This window comes from Ruegeria sp. BHSC223 (assembly GCF_059613025.1).
In genome coordinates, this window is sequence record NZ_JBXWRR010000001.1 from 61,121 (window position 1) to 77,069 (window position 15,949).

The 15,949-nt window shown below is 64.0% G+C and carries 16 protein-coding genes; 9 read left to right on the forward strand and 7 right to left on the reverse strand.

The features are described 5' to 3' along the window. Nucleotides 1-13 precede the first annotated feature (13 nt). From AC2FNY_RS00340 to AC2FNY_RS00360, 5 genes are read left to right on the forward strand one after another with little or no spacing between them, the layout of a single operon-like run. Complete coding sequence (locus tag AC2FNY_RS00340; RefSeq protein WP_234136981.1) at nucleotides 14-646, forward strand: DUF2460 domain-containing protein; 633 nt, start codon at nucleotides 14-16, stop codon at nucleotides 644-646. Beyond that, complete coding sequence (locus tag AC2FNY_RS00345; RefSeq protein ID WP_496801288.1) at nucleotides 646-1,533, forward strand: phage/gene transfer agent baseplate hub protein; 888 nt, start codon at nucleotides 646-648, stop codon at nucleotides 1,531-1,533. Before AC2FNY_RS00340 ends, AC2FNY_RS00345 begins: the two co-directional genes overlap by 1 nt. After that, nucleotides 1,530-1,976, forward strand: a complete 447-nt coding sequence (locus tag AC2FNY_RS00350; protein WP_496801289.1) for a C40 family peptidase — start codon at nucleotides 1,530-1,532, stop codon at nucleotides 1,974-1,976. The genes AC2FNY_RS00345 and AC2FNY_RS00350 overlap by 4 nt, the downstream gene beginning before the upstream one ends. Further along, nucleotides 1,976-5,902: a baseplate multidomain protein megatron gene (locus AC2FNY_RS00355; protein WP_496801290.1), complete on the forward strand. Its 3,927-nt coding sequence runs from the start codon at nucleotides 1,976-1,978 to the stop codon at nucleotides 5,900-5,902. Before AC2FNY_RS00350 ends, AC2FNY_RS00355 begins: the two co-directional genes overlap by 1 nt. A 3-nt stretch (nucleotides 5,903-5,905) precedes the next feature. Further along, the gene (locus AC2FNY_RS00360) at nucleotides 5,906-6,202 is read left to right on the forward strand and encodes a DUF7742 family protein (RefSeq protein ID WP_496801291.1); all 297 of its coding nucleotides are present in this window, start codon (nucleotides 5,906-5,908) and stop codon (nucleotides 6,200-6,202) included. Here the strand turns inward: AC2FNY_RS00360 and AC2FNY_RS00365 are convergent. After that, entirely contained in the window at nucleotides 6,183-6,521 is a 339-nt protein-coding gene (locus tag AC2FNY_RS00365; RefSeq protein ID WP_238904012.1) for a TraR/DksA family transcriptional regulator, read from the reverse strand. The two genes, AC2FNY_RS00360 and AC2FNY_RS00365, sit on opposite strands and share 20 nt — an antisense overlap. Nucleotides 6,522-6,605: 84 nt before the next feature. Here AC2FNY_RS00365 and cysE point away from each other — a divergent pair, with 84 nt between their 5' ends. Together cysE and AC2FNY_RS00375 are read left to right on the forward strand one after the other, a co-directional pair. Next, a complete protein-coding gene (cysE, locus tag AC2FNY_RS00370) occupies nucleotides 6,606-7,418 on the forward strand; it encodes a serine O-acetyltransferase (protein WP_234136974.1) in 813 nt (270 codons plus the stop codon). Nucleotides 7,419-7,698: 280 nt separating this feature from the next. Beyond that, a complete protein-coding gene (locus tag AC2FNY_RS00375; protein ID WP_234166414.1) occupies nucleotides 7,699-8,763 on the forward strand; it encodes a pyridoxal-phosphate dependent enzyme in 1,065 nt (354 codons plus the stop codon). A 29-nt stretch (nucleotides 8,764-8,792) separates the two neighbouring features. On the opposite strand, the gene AC2FNY_RS00380 is transcribed toward AC2FNY_RS00375, so the two are convergent. Continuing rightward, nucleotides 8,793-9,686, reverse strand: coding sequence for an EamA family transporter (locus AC2FNY_RS00380; RefSeq protein WP_496801292.1), 894 nt, complete (start codon nucleotides 9,684-9,686; stop codon nucleotides 8,793-8,795). Nucleotides 9,687-9,760: 74 nt separating this feature from the next. Here AC2FNY_RS00380 and AC2FNY_RS00385 point away from each other — a divergent pair, with 74 nt between their 5' ends. Together AC2FNY_RS00385 and AC2FNY_RS00390 are read left to right on the forward strand one after the other, a co-directional pair. Beyond that, nucleotides 9,761-10,108 (forward strand): winged helix-turn-helix transcriptional regulator, encoded by a 348-nt coding sequence (locus tag AC2FNY_RS00385; RefSeq protein ID WP_234166416.1) that lies wholly within the window; start codon nucleotides 9,761-9,763, stop codon nucleotides 10,106-10,108. Nucleotides 10,109-10,113: 5 nt separating this feature from the next. Then, entirely contained in the window at nucleotides 10,114-10,569 is a 456-nt protein-coding gene (locus AC2FNY_RS00390) for an OsmC family protein (protein WP_496801293.1), read from the forward strand. Between the two features lie 83 nt (nucleotides 10,570-10,652). Here the strand turns inward: AC2FNY_RS00390 and AC2FNY_RS00395 are convergent, their stop codons facing one another. From AC2FNY_RS00395 to AC2FNY_RS00415, 5 genes are all read right to left on the reverse strand, one after another. Next, nucleotides 10,653-11,972 (reverse strand): pyruvate dehydrogenase complex dihydrolipoamide acetyltransferase, encoded by a 1,320-nt coding sequence (locus tag AC2FNY_RS00395; RefSeq protein ID WP_496801294.1) that lies wholly within the window; start codon nucleotides 11,970-11,972, stop codon nucleotides 10,653-10,655. Between the two features lie 12 nt (nucleotides 11,973-11,984). Next, on the reverse strand, nucleotides 11,985-13,367 hold the full coding sequence (locus AC2FNY_RS00400; protein ID WP_234143939.1) for a pyruvate dehydrogenase complex E1 component subunit beta: 1,383 nt from the start codon (nucleotides 13,365-13,367) through the stop codon (nucleotides 11,985-11,987). Between the two features lie 14 nt (nucleotides 13,368-13,381). Beyond that, nucleotides 13,382-14,374 (reverse strand): pyruvate dehydrogenase (acetyl-transferring) E1 component subunit alpha, encoded by a 993-nt coding sequence (gene pdhA, locus AC2FNY_RS00405; RefSeq protein ID WP_496801295.1) that lies wholly within the window; start codon nucleotides 14,372-14,374, stop codon nucleotides 13,382-13,384. A gap of 175 nt (nucleotides 14,375-14,549) precedes the next feature. Continuing rightward, on the reverse strand, nucleotides 14,550-14,849 hold the full coding sequence (locus tag AC2FNY_RS00410; RefSeq protein ID WP_234136965.1) for an FtsB family cell division protein: 300 nt from the start codon (nucleotides 14,847-14,849) through the stop codon (nucleotides 14,550-14,552). 124 nt (nucleotides 14,850-14,973) lie between these two features. Next, the gene (locus tag AC2FNY_RS00415) at nucleotides 14,974-15,906 is read right to left on the reverse strand and encodes a hydrogen peroxide-inducible genes activator (protein WP_234166420.1); all 933 of its coding nucleotides are present in this window, start codon (nucleotides 15,904-15,906) and stop codon (nucleotides 14,974-14,976) included. Nucleotides 15,907-15,949: the final 43 nt, after the last annotated feature.

Below are 15,949 nucleotides of genomic sequence, written 5' to 3' on the forward strand. Positions count from 1 at the left end.
AGGGGAGCGGATCATGAACTTCCACGAGGTGAGATTTCCCGCCAATCTGAGCTTTGGCTCGATCGGGGGGCCCGAGCGGCGCACCGATATCGTGACGCTGGTCAACGGGTTCGAGGAGCGCAACTCTCCCTGGGCACATGCGCGCCGGCGTTATGACGCGGGCGTGGGCATGCGCTCGCTGGACGATATCGAGACGCTGATCGCGTTCTTCGAGGCGCGTCAGGGGCAGGTTTACGGGTTCCGATGGAAGGACTGGTCCGACTTCAAGTCGAGCCGCGCCTCGGCCGAGCCGCGCTATGACGATCAGGTGATCGCTGTGGGTGACGGGGTCGAGACCGCCTTTCCTCTGGTCAAGACATATCGGTCCGGCACCGTCAGCTATGCGCGACCGATCAGCAAACCGGTACTGGGCACGGTCCGGATCGGTCTGGATCAGGATGAGATGAAAGAAGCGGTGGATTACGAGGTGGACGTGACCACCGGTCTTGTGCGTTTCGAGGCGCCGCCTCCGGTCGGTGTGCAGATCAGCGCCGGTTTTGAGTTCGACGTGCCGGTGCGCTTCGACACTGACCGGATCCAGACCAGCGTGGCCAGTTTCCGCGCGGGCGACGTGCCCAATGTGCCGGTGGTCGAGGTGCGTGTGTGATGGGCGGGCCGAGCGAGGCGATGCAGGCGCATCTGGCCAGCGGGGTGACCTCGCTGTGCCGGTGCTGGGCGATCCTGCGCAAGGATGGGGTGCGGTTCGGGTTCACCGATCACGATTGCATGCTGGCGTTTGACGGGTTCACCTTCAAGGCCGATAGCGGTTTGACGGCGGCGGCGTTGGAGCAGAGCACCGGCCTGTCGGTGGACAATTCCGAGGCGCTGGGCGCGCTCAGCGACGCGGCGGTGCGCGAGGAGGATATCGAGGCGGGCCGGTTCGACGGGGCCGAGGTACTGTCCTGGCTGGTCAACTGGACCGAGCCGGAGCAGCGCTGGTTGCAGTTTCGCGGCTCGATCGGCGAGTTGCGGCGGGGCGGCGGTGCGTTTCAGGCCGAGTTGCGCGGGTTGACCGATGCGCTGAACCAGCCGTTGGGCCGGGTGTTTCAGAAACCCTGTACGGCGGTTCTGGGCGATGGCGCCTGCCGGTTCGACCTGGATCAGCCCGGATACCGGGCAGAGATCGCGGTGGAGCAGGTCGACGAGGGCCGGGTGTTTCGCTGGACCGATCTGTCCGGGTTTGAGCCGGGGTGGTTCCAGCGGGGGCGGCTGGATGTCACGAGTGGCGCGGCGGCGGGTCTGTGGGCGCTGATCAAGTCGGACAAGGTGACAGCGGCGGGTCGCGAGATCGAGCTGTGGGAGCCGATCCGGGCCGTGCTGCGTCCGGGCGACGGGCTGCGGTTGACGGCGGGCTGCGACAAGCGAATGGAAACCTGCCGCCTGAAGTTCAACAACCTGCTGAATTTTCAGGGCTTCCCAGATTTGCCGCGCGAGGATTGGGTCATGGCCAGCCCCAAGCGGACCGGTGCCAATAGTGGTGGGAGCCTGAGATGACCGGGCGTGGCAGTGACGCGGTTGCCATTGCCCGCAAATGGCTGGGCACACCCTATCGGCATCAGGCCTCGACCCCGGGGGCGGGCAGTGATTGCCTGGGTCTGATCCGGGGTATCTGGCGTGGGCTTTATGGCCGTGAGCCTGAAGCCGTGCCGGCCTATTCGATGGACTGGTCCGAACCTCAGGGCGAGGAACGCCTGTGGCAGGCCGCGCGTCGGCATCTGATCGAAACTGCGCCCGGGCCTGTGGTGCCCGGAGAGGTGCTGTTGTTCCGGATGCGTGGCGGCAGCGTCGCCAAACATTTGGGCATTGTGTCCGAGGCGGGAGCCTGTCCCCGGTTCATCCACGCCTATTCCGGGCATGGCGTGGTCGAGAGCCCCCTGAGCGCGCCGTGGCTGCGGCGTGTGGTGTCCCGGTTCGAATTTCCTCAGGAGGTGAGTTGATGGCGACGATACTTCTTTCTGCCGCCGGTGCGGCGATTGGCGGCTCGGTCGGTGGAACCGTTGCGGGACTGTCTTCGGCGGTGTTGGGACGGGCCGTGGGTGCGACCGTGGGCCGGGTTCTGGATCAGCGGTTGCTGGGCTCGGGCGCCGAAGCGGTGGAAACCGGTAAGGTCGACCGCTTCCGGCTGACCAATTCGGGCGAGGGGCATGCCATCGCGCAGGTCTATGGCCGGATGCGGGTGGGTGGTCAGGTGATCTGGGCCTCGGATTTTGCCGAGACCACGACGACGAGTGGCGGTGGCAAGGGCTCGCGCCCGCAGCCGAGGACCACGCAGTACAGCTATTCGGTGTCGCTGGCGGTTGCGCTTTGTGAGGGCGAGATTGCCGGTGTGCGCCGGGTCTGGGCGGACGGGGACGAGATCGCGCGGGACGAATTGAACATGCGCGTCTATCGCGGCACCGCCGATCAGCTGCCCGACCCGGTGATGGAGGCGGTCGAGGGTGCGGGTCTGGTGCCTGCTTATCGCGGTACCGCCTATGTGGTGTTCGAGGATCTGGATCTGGACCGGTTCGGCAACCGGGTGCCGCAATTCTCGTTCGAGGTGGTTCGAAGCGACCAGCCCGATGCCGATCCTGCCGAGCTGGGGCTGGCGGGGCTGGTCAAGGGCGTGGCGCTGATTCCGGGAACCGGGGAATATGCGCTGGCCACCACCCAGGTGAACTATTCCAACGGGCCGGGCAGTTTCTGGGCGGCCAACAGCAACTCTCCATCCGGGCAGACCGATTTTCTGACCTCGTTGGAGGCGCTGGGCGAGGAATTGCCCGAAGTGGGCGCGGCCTCGCTGGTGGTGTCGTGGTTCGGTGGCGATCTGCGCTGTGGCAATTGCGAGATCCGGCCCAAGGTCGAGCGCAAGAATATCGACGGCAGCAACATGCCCTGGCGGGTTTCGGGCCTGAGCCGGACCACGGTGGATGAGATTGCGCGGATCGAGGACCGCCCGATCTATGGCGGTACGCCGGCCGACGCGGCGGTGGTCGAGGCGATCCGGCACATGCACGAGGCCGGGCAAAGGGTGATGTTTTATCCGTTCATCCTGATGGACCAGTTGGCGGGCAACACGCTGATCAACCCATGGACCGGTGAGGAGGGGCAGCCGCATCTGCCCTGGCGGGGGCGGATCACGCTGAGCCTTGCGCCGACCCAGCCTGGCACGCCCGACGGCACCGCGGCAGCGGATGCCGAAGTGGCGGCGTTTTTTGGCACGGCCTCGGCTGCGGATTTCGTGATCGGTGACGGGGTGGTGACCTATACCGGCCCCGAGGATTGGGGCCTGCGCCGGTTCATCCTGCACTATGCGGCGCTGTGCAAGGCGGCGGGCGGTGTCTCGTCCTTTTGCATCGGTTCCGAGATGCGCGGCCTGACCCAGATCCGGGGCGCCGCCGGGTTTCCGGCCGTTCAGGCCTTGCGCGCTCTGGCGGCAGAGGTACGGACCATTCTGGGGCCGGAAACCAAGCTGGGCTATGCCGCGGACTGGAGCGAATATTTCGGCTATCAGCCGCAGGATGGCAGCGGGGATCGCTATTTCCATCTTGATCCGCTGTGGGCCGATCCCGAGATCGACTTTGTCGGTATCGACAACTACATGCCGCTGTCGGATTGGCGTGATGGCGAAGACCATGCCGATGCCCAGGCCGGAACCCGACATATCTATGAGCAGGACTATCTGCGCGGCAATGTCGAGGGCGGTGAGGGCTATGACTGGTACTACCATTCGCCCGAAGCGGAGGCGGCGCAGATCCGTACGCCGATCACGGATGATGCCCATGGCGAGGCCTGGGTTTGGCGGTACAAGGATATCCGCAACTGGTGGGCCAACCCCCATCACGAGCGGATCGGGGGCAACCGTCAGGCTTTGCCCACCGATTGGGTGCCGCAATCGAAACCGATCTGGTTTACCGAGCTTGGCTGCGCGGCTGTGGACAAGGGCACCAATCAGCCCAACAAGTTCCTCGATCCGAAATCCTCGGAATCGAGCCTGCCGAAATACTCGAACGGCGCGCGCGACGACCTGATGCAACTGGCCTATCTGAATGCGGTACTGGGGTATTGGAACGAGCCGGGGAACAATCCGGTCTCGGTCGAGTATGAGGCGCCGATGATCGACATGGCCAATGCTTATGTCTGGGCCTGGGATGTGCGGCCCTATCCCGCCTTTCCCAACAATCGCGAATTGTGGGCCGATGGGGCGAATTACGCGCGCGGCCACTGGCTGAACGGGCGGTCGGGCAACCGCACATTGGCCTCGGTCGTGCGCGAGATCTGTGCCCGTGCCAAGGTGAGCGCGGTGGACCTCGGCGCGCTTTGGGGCATCGTGCGGGGCTATACGGTAGATCAGGTCAGCGATGCCCGATCCGCATTGCAACCGCTGATGCTGCGATACGGGTTCGATGCGATTGAACGCGATGGCAAGCTGGTCTTTCGCCTGCGCGATGGCGGCAGCCCCGTGGAGCTGGACCGCGCGCTGCTGGCCCTGCACGAAGAGATCGATGGCGCTCTGGAGCATCGGCGCGAGTCCGATCTGGAGCTGAGCGGACGGGTCAGGCTGCGTTTTGTCCAGGCGGATGCGAACCATGATGTGGTGGCCGAAGAGGCGGTTCTACCCGATGACGCCACTCATGCGGTGTCATCGAACGAGATGCCGCTGGCGCTGACTCGTGCCGAGGGACGACAGACGGTGGAGCGCTGGTTGGCCGAGGCGCGTCTGGGTCGCGATACGATCCGTTTTGCGCTGCCGCCCTCGAGGCTGGCGCTGGGCGCGGGCGACGTGGTGCGCCTGCCCGATGCCGGGGACGAGATCGGCGGGCTGTATCGTGTGGACCGGGTCGAACAGGCGCATATGCAGCTGATCGAGGCCGTGCGGGTTGAACCGAATATATATCAGACTTCGGACATGGCTGAGGATCGTCCTGTGGTTCAGGAGTTTGTGCCCCCGGTTCCGGTGCTGCCCTTGCTGTTGGATTTGCCGCTGATCACCGGGGATGAGGTGCCGCATGCGCCGCATGTGGCGGTCACAGCACAGCCATGGCCCGGTACGGTCGCGGTCTACTCCTCGGCCAGCGACGAGGCCTATCGTCTGGACGAGATCGTCGCGACCCGGGCGGTGATCGGAGTGACCGAGACGCCGCTGGCCCGCGCGCGCGCGGGCTTGTGGGACCGTGGCGATGCGGTTCAGGTTAAGCTGGTTGCAGGAGAGCTGGAGTCGCGTCCTCTTGAGGCGATCCTGAACGGAGAGAATCTGGCCGCGATCGGCGATGGGTCGACCGACAACTGGGAACTGTTCCAGTTCCGAGAGGCCGAGCTGATCGCGCCCGATACCTATCTGCTGCGCCACCGGCTCAGGGGACAATTGGGAAGCGACGCGTTGATGCCCGACGTGTGGCCCGCAGGCTCTCAATTCGTGCTGGTCGACCCGCGTCTGGTGCAGCTTGACCTTGCCAGTTCGGAACGGCGGATCGCGCGGCATTACCGGATCGGCCCGTCTCGTCGGAGTTATGACGATCCATCTTATGTGCACCGGGTCGATGCATTTGATGGCATCGGCTTGCGCCCCTATGCCCCGGCCCACCTGCGCGCAGTTGAGAACGGCGCCGACATTCAGCTGTCCTGGGTGCGGCGTACCCGGATCGACGGCGACGACTGGAGCCTGCCCGAGGTGCCTTTGGGCGAAGAAAGCGAAAGCTATCTGGTCCGGGTGATCAAGGATGGTGGCGTGCTGCGGGAAGAAACCGTGTCGTCTGCCGCCTGGACCTATGGCGCGGCGGCGCAGGTGGCGGATGCTGTGGCGCGGCCCTTTGTTCTGTCGGTGGCGCAGATTTCGGCCCGGTTCGGTCCGGGTCTGTTCCGTAGCGTGACGGTCGAGGCCTGAGCGATGCGTCCGGTTCTGCATGGCGATGTCAGCGCGGCGGCGCGGGCCTTGCTGCACGTTCCCGCCGGTACACGTCGGTCGCTCTGCCGTCGGATGCTGTCCGAGGCGGAGATGGCCGATGCCCATGTCCGTGCGACCGGGCGGCTCCATCCGCTGTTTGGCAATGGTTCTTTGATGTCTGCGGCGCGCAAGCGGGTGTTGGCGGATGAGCCCGGGTTCGACGATCCGGGCTATTGCCGGTGCTTCGAGATCGTGCTGAGCGCCCTGATCCACCGTCAGATCAGCCGCGCGCGCAACTGACGCAAAGCGTAGCGGCGGGATCGAGCGTCAGCCGCCCCTCGGGCAGGTCGTCGCCGCAACCGTCGCAATAGCCGTATTCTCTGGCCGAGATCCGATCGAGCGCCAGCCTTAGACGGCGGGCCTCGACCTCGCGCCTTGCCTGCTGGGCCTTGGCCATGGCCTGATTCTGAAGTGCGTCCATCCGGCTGAGACGGCCCACCGATTGTTGATCCAACTCTACCACCGCCCGCGCCGATTGCCCCACCGCGCTGCTGTCGCCCAGTTCCTGCAAGCGCTCCTGAATCAGAGCCCGGAAACGGGCAAGCCGCGTCTCATTCATTTCCGTCACCACGCCCATCACGTATTGAGGTTGGTCAAATCGATCCTAACTGACTAGATTAGTCACAAAGAAGGATGACAGGCCATGATGGAAACGCGCAAGAAACTTGCCCCCGTGGACCCGGTCTGGGACCGGATCACCGCCGAAGCGCAGGACGCTGTGGACAGAGAGCCCCTGATGGGTGGGCTGGTGCATGCCTGTATCCTGCACCACAAGAATCTGGACAGGGCGCTGTCCTATCGCATTTCGGCCAAGCTCTGCTCGAACGAGATGTCGATGATGGTGCTGCGCGAGATTGTGGACGATGCCTATGACAGCGCGCCCGAGTTGGTCGAGGCCGCCCGCGCCGACCTTATGGCGGTCTACGAGCGTGACCCGGCCTGCCACCGGCTGTTGCAACCGATCCTGTATTTCAAGGGATATCAGGCGATGCAGGCCTATCGCGTGGCGCATTGGCTGTGGACACGCAAACGTTATGACCTGGCCTATTTCTTCCAGATGCGGGTGTCCGAGATCTTTGGCGTCGACATTCATCCGGCGGCCCGGATCGGCAAGGGGATCATGATCGACCACGCCCATTCCATCGTCATCGGCGAAACTGCGGTGGTCGGCGATAACGTGTCGATGCTGCATTCGGTGACGCTGGGCGGGACCGGCAAGGAAGAAGAGGACCGTCACCCCAAGATCGGCGATGGCGTGCTGATCGGGGCGGGGGCCAAGGTGCTGGGCAATATCAAGGTCGGCCATTGCAGCCGCATCGCTGCCGGTTCGGTGGTGCTGAGCGAGGTGCCGCCCTGCAAGACCGTCGCGGGCATCCCGGCCAAGATCGTCGGAGAGGCGGGCTGTGACCAGCCCTCGATCAACATGGACCAGCGGTTCCCGAACGGGTCGGACTGAGGCGCCTGTCTCCGAGATTTCATTTGTCTTGAATGCGAGAAGGGGCGCGTTGCACCCCTTTTCTCTATTGGCGCTTCTGAGGGAAAGTATTTTGAATTAATCTCTTAACTGCGACTGTTGATCTTGATTACCGGGTTGTCGGGATAGAATTCTTCGGCTTTGGACCATAATGGATAAAGGTTGGTCCTATCTGAGTTCGAGCGCCTTGTGGTACTGCCACGCGCGGCGCATTATCTGATGCAACGGTAAGACTTTTCGCAGTTTGACTTGGGGGCATGCAATGATCTTCACGACCAAGGGCCGCGGGCGGCTATACGATTCGATCCTGGAAACGGTGGGCAATACGCCGGTGATCCGGCTGAAGAGGATCGCGCCGGGGCATGTCACGATGTATGTGAAATTCGAGGCGTTCAACCCGGCGGGATCGGTCAAGGACCGGCTGGCGCTGAACATCATCGAGGCCGCAGAACGCGAGGGCCGGTTGCAGCCGGGCCAGACCGTGGTCGAGGCGACCAGCGGCAATACCGGTATCGGGCTGGCCATGGTCTGCGCCGCCAAGGGCTATCCGCTGGTCATCACCATGCATGACGGATTCTCGGTCGAACGCCGTCGCCTGATGCGGATGCTGGGCGCCAAGGTGGTGCTGACCCGCAAGGAAGACAAGGCGGTGGGCATGGTGGTGAAAGCCAAGGAACTGGCCGAGGCAAACGGCTGGTTCCTGGCGCATCAGTTCGAGACCAAGGACAATGCCGATATTCACGAGGCCACAACCGCGCAAGAGATCCTCGGCGATTTCGACGGCGCGCGGCTGGATCACGTGGTGCTGGGCTATGGTACTGGTGGTACCGTCACCGGGTTGGGCCGGGTGCTGAAAACCGCGCGGCCGGATCTGAAGATCACCCTGAGCGAGCCTGCCAATGCCGCGCTGGTGCAATCGGGCGAGGCGCAACAGCGCAATGCCGAGGGCGAACCCGCCGCGACCCATCCCGCTTTCAACCCGCATCCGATCCAGGGCTGGACGCCGGATTTCATCCCGCTGGTGCTGCAAGAGGCGCTGGACAACGGGTACTTCGATGGCCTTGAGCCGGTGAGCGGCCCGGAAAGCATCGCCTGGTCCAAACGCCTGGCGGCCGAGGAGGGCATCCTGACCGGGATATCGGGTGGCGCCAGTCTCGCGGCCGCGATGAAGGTGGCCGAGGCCGCGCCCGAGGGCTCGGTGCTGCTGGCGATGCTGCCCGATACCGGCGAGCGCTACCTGTCAACGCCGCTGTTCGAGGATATTGCGGCGGAGATGGACGAGGCCGAACAGGCCCTGTCGGCCTCGACACCCGGTTATCAGTACTGACTGGCGCAGCGCCGCAGCAGTTTTCAGGACTATCCTGCCAGCACGATCGCCGCTGCGCCGATGATGGTCACTCCGGCCCCCAGGAATGCCAATGCCTTGGGTCGATGGCCCTCTTTTAGCCAGATAACAGGCAGGACGAGAAGCGGCGAGAGAGAGCCCAGGATCGCGGCGATCCCTGCGTCGAGATGGGCATAGGCAAACAGCAGAAGCGTCGATGACACGCCATAGCCGATGAAGCCGGGCAGGATGGTCCGAAACAGAAGGCCGGGCGACATCTCGGTGGCGCTTCGAAAGACGGGCGACGGCCAGAGAGCGACAAGCGATATCGCAAATGCCGCCCCGGACAGGCGAATGGCCGAGGCTGCAATCGGGTCCGTGCCGGCCAGCATCGCGGGTTTCATGACAAGGAACCCAAAGCCCTGAAACCCCGCCGCAAGCAGCCCCAGGATGACCACCTTGACCTGCGTGCCAGCGAGCCGATCGCTGTCAGACCGCGGATCACTGCCCTGAAGGATCGCCATCAGGACCCCGGTCAGCACAAGGGTTGCGCCGAGCAGGTCGAGGACAGACAGGGTTTCTCCGAAAGCCAGAAACGCCATGCCCGCAACCAGAGGCGCCTTGAGCGCCAGAAGGACCTCGGTCCGCCGTGGCCCGCCGAGGCGCAGGCACTCGATCATGGCAAGGTTGCCAAGAATGATACCGATCAGAATGCTGGCTGCGAAAGCGGGCCAATGCTGCCAGGCGATCGTCGGCCACAGACCAAGGACCGAACAGCCCGCGCAAAGGATCGCGGCACAGGCGAGCAGCTGAACCCGCGTAAACTCAAAAGCGCCCAGGCGCCGGGCAGGTTCCTGAGCAAGGACGATGCCGCTGGCCCAACCCAGCGACGCACCGACCGCCGCCGATAGGGGAAGAAACAGCATGACATCACCTCTGATTCGCTACATAATAAGTAGCGAATACATGCTACGCAAAAATTAGCAAAGAGGGCGTGACAATGCCAACAAAGATCCCTCTGCCCGGCACGCCGGTGCGCGGGTCGAAATCGGGAAAGCCGATCATGGCGCTGTTCGACCTTCTTGGGCGGACCTGGGCGCTTGGCATCGTGTGGCAGCTGGATGGTGGCCCGCTGACCTTTCGCCAATTGCAGAGCCGATGTGAAACGGTATCGCCGACGGTGCTCAACAAACGGTTGGGGGAACTGCGCGAGAGCGGTTTTGTCGAGCTGACCAGCGAAGGATACCATTTGACGGAAATGGGCCGCGACCTCTTTGCCAAGCTCAAACCGCTCGGGGCATTTTCGCAGGTCTGGGCCGATGCCGTGTTGTCCGGCGACAAGGAGTAAGCGAGATGACCACCCACGACGCTACCGTATCGTGGCGCCTGACCTCTGGCGATTTTGCCAAGGGCAGCTACAACCGGGCCCACCAGTGGGCGTTCGACGGGGGCGCGACCTGTCTGGCCTCGGCCTCGCCGCATGTGGTTCCGACGCCGATGTCGGACCCGTCCGCTATCGACCCCGAAGAGGCGTTTGTTGCGGCCATCGCCTCTTGTCACATGCTCTGGTTTCTGGATATCGCGCGGCGCGCGGGCTATGTGGCCGCGTCCTACCGCGATCACGCCAAGGGGCAAATGACGGCCAATGACGCGGGCAAGCAATGGCTGTCCCGCGTTGATCTGCGACCCCGCATAACCTGGACGGGTGAGGGGCCGGCACAGCAAGCATTGAGAGCCCTTCATCAAGAGGCGCATGAGAATTGTTATATCGCAAATTCAGTCAGGACCGTGATCGAGGTTCATCTTTGACAGGCTGAATTGGCACTTGGCTCTAGTACGACAAAGCCCCGGCGCTGTGGCCGGGGCTTTGTGTGTTTCGCGGTGGTGGCCGGTCAGGCCAGCATGACCATCGGGTTTTCCAGGTTGTCGACGATCGCCTGCAACAGCTGCGCGCCAAGCGCGCCGTCGATCACCCGGTGATCGACCGACATGGTCACCGACATCACGGTCGCCACGGTCAACTCGCCATCGGCGCCGACCACCGGTTTCTTGACCCCGGAACCGACCGCCAGGATACCCGCATGCGGCGGGTTCACGATGGCGTCGAAATTGTCGATGCCGAACATGCCGAGGTTCGAGATGGCAAAGCTGCCGCCCTGGTATTCATGCGGTGCCAGCTTGCGGTCGCGGGCACGGGTGGCGAGATCCTTCATCTCGGTCGACAGCGCCGAGAGCGACTTCATGTCGGCATCCTTCAGCACCGGCGTGAACAGCCCGCCCTCGATGGCGACGGCAACGGCCACGTCCGAGGGTTTCAGCTTCAGCACCCGGTCACCGGCCCAGACCGCGTTGCAGTCGGGCACCTGTTGCAGTGCGTTGGCGACCGCCTTGATGATGAAGTCGTTGACGCTCAGCTTGACGCCACGCCCTTCGAGCTGCTTGTTCAGCTGGGCGCGGAACTTCATCAGCGCATCCAGCTTGATATCGCGGCGCAGGTAGAAATGCGGGATCGTCTGCTTGGCCTCGGACAAGCGCGCGGCGATGGTCTTGCGCATGCCGTCAAGCTTGACCTCTTCATACTCGCGACCGTCGTACATACGGGCAACCATATCGGCGCTGGGTCCGCTGGGGGCTGCTGCGGCAGGAGCGGCAGCTGCGGCTGCGGGGGCAGGGGCCGCAGCAGCGGGGGCAGGCGCCGCTGCCGGGGCGGTGGCGCCGATCACGTCTGCCTTGACGATCCGGCCATGCGGGCCGGAGCCTGCGATTTGCGACAGATCGAGCCCCTTGTCAGCGGCGATCCGGCGCGCCAATGGCGAGGCGAAGACGCGGCCACCATCAGCACCCTTGGGTGCAGCAGGGGCCGCGGTGGGGGCTGCTGCGGGCGCCTCGGACGCCGCAGGGGCGGCCTCGTTGCCCGCGGCGGCGGCCGGGGCCGCCTTGGGCGCGCTGGCGATATCGCCCGCGCTTTCGCCCTCTTCCAGCAGCACCGCGATGGGGGTGTTCACCTTGACCCCTTCGGTGCCTTCGGGCACCAGGATCTTGCCGACGATGCCTTCGTCGACGGCTTCGAACTCCATCGTGGCCTTGTCGGTCTCGATCTCGGCCAGCAGATCTCCCGAGGAGACGGTATCGCCTTCCTTGACCAGCCATTTCGCCAGGGTGCCTTCCTCCATGGTGGGAGACAGGGCGGGCATCAGGATTTCGGTGGGCATCTCTGTCGCTCCTTACCGATAGGTCACTTGTTTGACGGCTGCGACCACTTCATCAGTGGTGATCAGCGCCAGTTTTTCCAGGTTCGCGGCATAGGGCATCGGCACGTCCTTGCCGGTGCAGGTGATGATCGGCGCGTCGAGATAGTCGAAGGCCTGCTGCATCACCTCCGAGGCGATATAGCTGCCGACGGAGCCCTGCGGCCAGCCTTCCTCGACAGTGACCAGACGGTTGGTCTTCATCACCGAGGCGATCACGGTGGGCAGGTCCATCGGGCGCAGGGTGCGCAGGTCGATCACCTCGGCGCTGATACCGTCACCGGCCAGCCGTTCGGCGGCCTCGAGCGCGTATTGCATACCGATGCCAAAGCTGACGATGGTCACATCGGTGCCCTCGCGCCAGATCCGCGCCTTGCCGAAGGGAACCACCAGGTCATCGACCTGCGGCACATCGAAACTGCGGCCATAGAGGATCTCGTTTTCCAGGAAGATCACCGGGTTCGGATCGCGGATCGCCGATTTCATCAGGCCTTTGTAATCGGCGGCCGAGTAGGGCATCGCCACTTTCAGGCCGGGGATCTGCATGTACCAGGCGGCATAGTCCTGGCTGTGCTGGGCGGCCACGCGGGCGGCGGCGCCGTTGGGGCCGCGGAACACAATCGGACAGCCCATCTGGCCGCCGGACATGTAGAGCGTCTTGGCAGCCGAGTTGATGATATGGTCGATCGCCTGCATGGCGAAGTTGAAGGTCATGAATTCGACGATTGGCTTGAGCCCGCCAAAGGCCGAACCGACGGCGATCCCGGCAAACCCGTGCTCGGTGATCGGCGTGTCGATCACCCGCTTGGAGCCGAATTCGTCCAGCATTCCCTGGCTGATCTTGTAGGCGCCCTGGTATTCGGCCACCTCTTCGCCCATCAGATAGACGGCCTCGTCGGCGCGCATCTCTTCGGCCATCGCGTCGCGCAGCGCCTCGCGCACGGTCTGCGACTTCATCGGCGCATCCGCCGGCCAGTCAGGCGACAGGTCGACCTTGGGTGCGGCGGGAGCCGCGACCGGGGCAGGGGTTGCGGGCGCCTCGGAGCCCCCTGCGGGGGCCGCCTCGTTGCCCGCATCGGCCGCTGGTGCGGCCGACAGCGCCGCATCGACGCTTTCGCCTTCTTCCACAAGAAGGGCGATGGGGGTGTTGACCTTGACCCCTTCGGTGCCTTCGGCGATCAGGATCTTGCCGACGATGCCTTCGTCGACCGCCTCGAACTCCATCGTGGCCTTGTCGGTTTCGATCTCGGCCAGGATATCGCCCGAGGAGACGGTGTCGCCCTCCTTGACCAGCCATTTCGCCAGGGTGCCTTCCTCCATGGTGGGGGACAGGGCGGGCATCAGAATTTCGGTTGCCATGTCGTGATGTCCTCTCAGGCGTAGATATCGGTCCAGAGCTCGTCGACCGACGGCTCGGGGCTTTCTTTCGAAAATTCGGCGGCCTGGTTGACGATCTCCTTGATCTCCTTGTCGATCGCCTTCAGGTCATCTTCGGTGGCGTGTTTGCCGCTGAGCAGCATCTCGCGCACCATCTCGATCGGGTCGCTCTGTTCGCGCACTTTCTGCACCTCTTCGCGGGTGCGGTACTTGGCCGGGTCCGACATCGAGTGGCCGCGATAGCGATAGGTCTTGACCTCGAGAATATAGGGCCCCTTGCCGGCGCGGCAGTGGGCCACGGCCTTTTCGCCGGCCTCTTTCACCGACAGCACGTTCATGCCGTCAACGGTTTCGCCGGGGATGCCAAAGGCTTCGCCGCGGGTGTAGATATCGGGCGAGGAGGTCGAGCGTTTCTGGGCGGTGCCCATGGCGTATTGGTTGTTCTCGATCACGAAGACGACCGGCAGTTTCCACAGGGCGGCCATGTTGAAGGTCTCGTAGACCTGGCCCTGGTTGGCCGCGCCATCGCCGAAATAGGTAAAGGTGACGCGACCGTTGTCCAGGTACTTGTCGGCAAAGGCCAGGCCCGCACCCAGCGGCACCTGGGCGCCGACGATGCCATGGCCGCCGTAGAAATGATTCTCTTTCGAGAACATGTGCATCGAGCCGCCCTTGCCCTTGGACAGGCCGCCCTCGCGCCCGGTCAGTTCGGCCATGACGCCGCCCGGTTCCATGCCACAGGCCAGCATGTGGCCGTGGTCGCGATACGAGGTGATGCGCTTGTCACCCTCTTCGGCGGCGGCCTCAAGACCCACGACAACCGCTTCCTGGCCGATATAAAGATGGCAGAACCCGCCGATCAGACCCATGCCGTAGAGTTGGCCGGCCTTTTCCTCGAATCGGCGGATCAGCAACATCTCGCGGTAATAGTGCTTCAGTTCTTCGGCGGAAGTATTTGATTTTCTTGAGGTCTTTCTCGTCGCGGTCACGGCGCCATTCCTCTGTCGGTGAAATAGTTTAGCATTAAACTATCTAATAAAGCATTTTTCGCCGCATGACGAGTGCTAATATGACGCGGCGGCAAGGCCGGGTGGGGCCGGAAAATCTTCGCAGAAGATTTTCGACGTCAGGAGATTTTTCTACGAAAAATCCAGGCGCTTCGCCTCAGCGGATCACGATCTCGTCGGCGCGCAGCAGGCCCAGTACGGACCGGGCCTGTTCGTCCAGCAGGTCAAGATCCAGATAATCGTCGCTCAGACGCCGGGTCAGGTTTTCCATCCGGTCGATCTGTTCCTCGACCTTGGCCAGGTCGCGCGACAGCACCTCGCGCTCGGCGGCAATCTCGACCCGGCGGAACAGGCCGAAATCGCCCTGCACGGCCGCAAAGGTGAAATAGATCGCCAGCGCAAAGGAGACCGCGAAAAACGCGATCGCGCCGATGCTGGGTCTGGTTGTCCGGGACACGCGGTATACCTGCCGTCTTGATTGCCTCTGGTCGCACCTCTGGCGGGTGCGTGACCCTAGTATGACACAGGCGGATCCGCTTGTGAATCCCTCTTCTTCACGTGTTTTTCGGGTTTTTACCTTGTCATCTGACGGGTTGCAGGATGCCGCTCATCTCGTCGTGGATCACCTGCCGGGTCAGCTGGATGAAGCGGTCGATCGCGGGCGGGGTGCCGGTGGCCGTGCGCCAGGCCAGCCCGACAGTTCTGTGCATCGCGGGTCTCAGCGGCCGCGTGGTGACATCGGCGCCGGTCGCGCGGACTTCGGAGGCGACATAGAGCGCGGGCAGCAGGGTGATCCCCATGCCCAGCGACACCATCTGCCGCAGGGCGTCCAGGCTGGTGCCCTCGAATTCCGTGCTGAGCCGGGCCCCGGCGGTTTCGCACAGGCCCTGAACCTGTCCGTGCAGCGCATAACCGGGGCTGAGGCCCAGCATGGTTTCGCCCGCCAGATCGGCTTGCCGGACCTGGGGTACGCCCGCCAGCCGGTGCGCCGGGTCTACCGCCAGTTCCAGCGGCTCGCGAAACAATGGCGCCACGCGGATATCGTCCCGGCCGACAGGCAGCTGGGTCAGGATCAGGTCATAGCGCCCGGCCGCCAGATCCTCGACCAGGTCACGCGGGGCGCCGTCGCGGATCGCCAGTTTCAGCCTGGGATACTGGCGATGCAACTGGCGCAGCACCCGTGGCAGCAGATAGGGGCCGATGGTCGGGGTCGAGCCCAGCCGCAGCGTGCCGGTCATGTTGTCCCGCATCGGGCTGGCATAGAGGGTCAGTGCTTCGACCTCGCGCAGGATACGCGCCACCATCTCGGATACGTCGCGGCCCTCGGGGGTCAGGATCAGGCCGCTGCGGCGCCGCTCCAGCAACCGCGCGCCCACCGCCTTTTCCAGCGCCGCGATTTGCAGGCTGAGCGAGGGCTGGCTGATGCCCAGGCTGCGCGCGGCGCGGCGATATTGCCCGGCGGCCACAAGGGTCGAGAAATAGGTGAGCTGGCGCAGGGTGATGTCGGGCGGCATACGGATTTCTCAATGATAGGTAAAACCTATCTTAATCTATGCC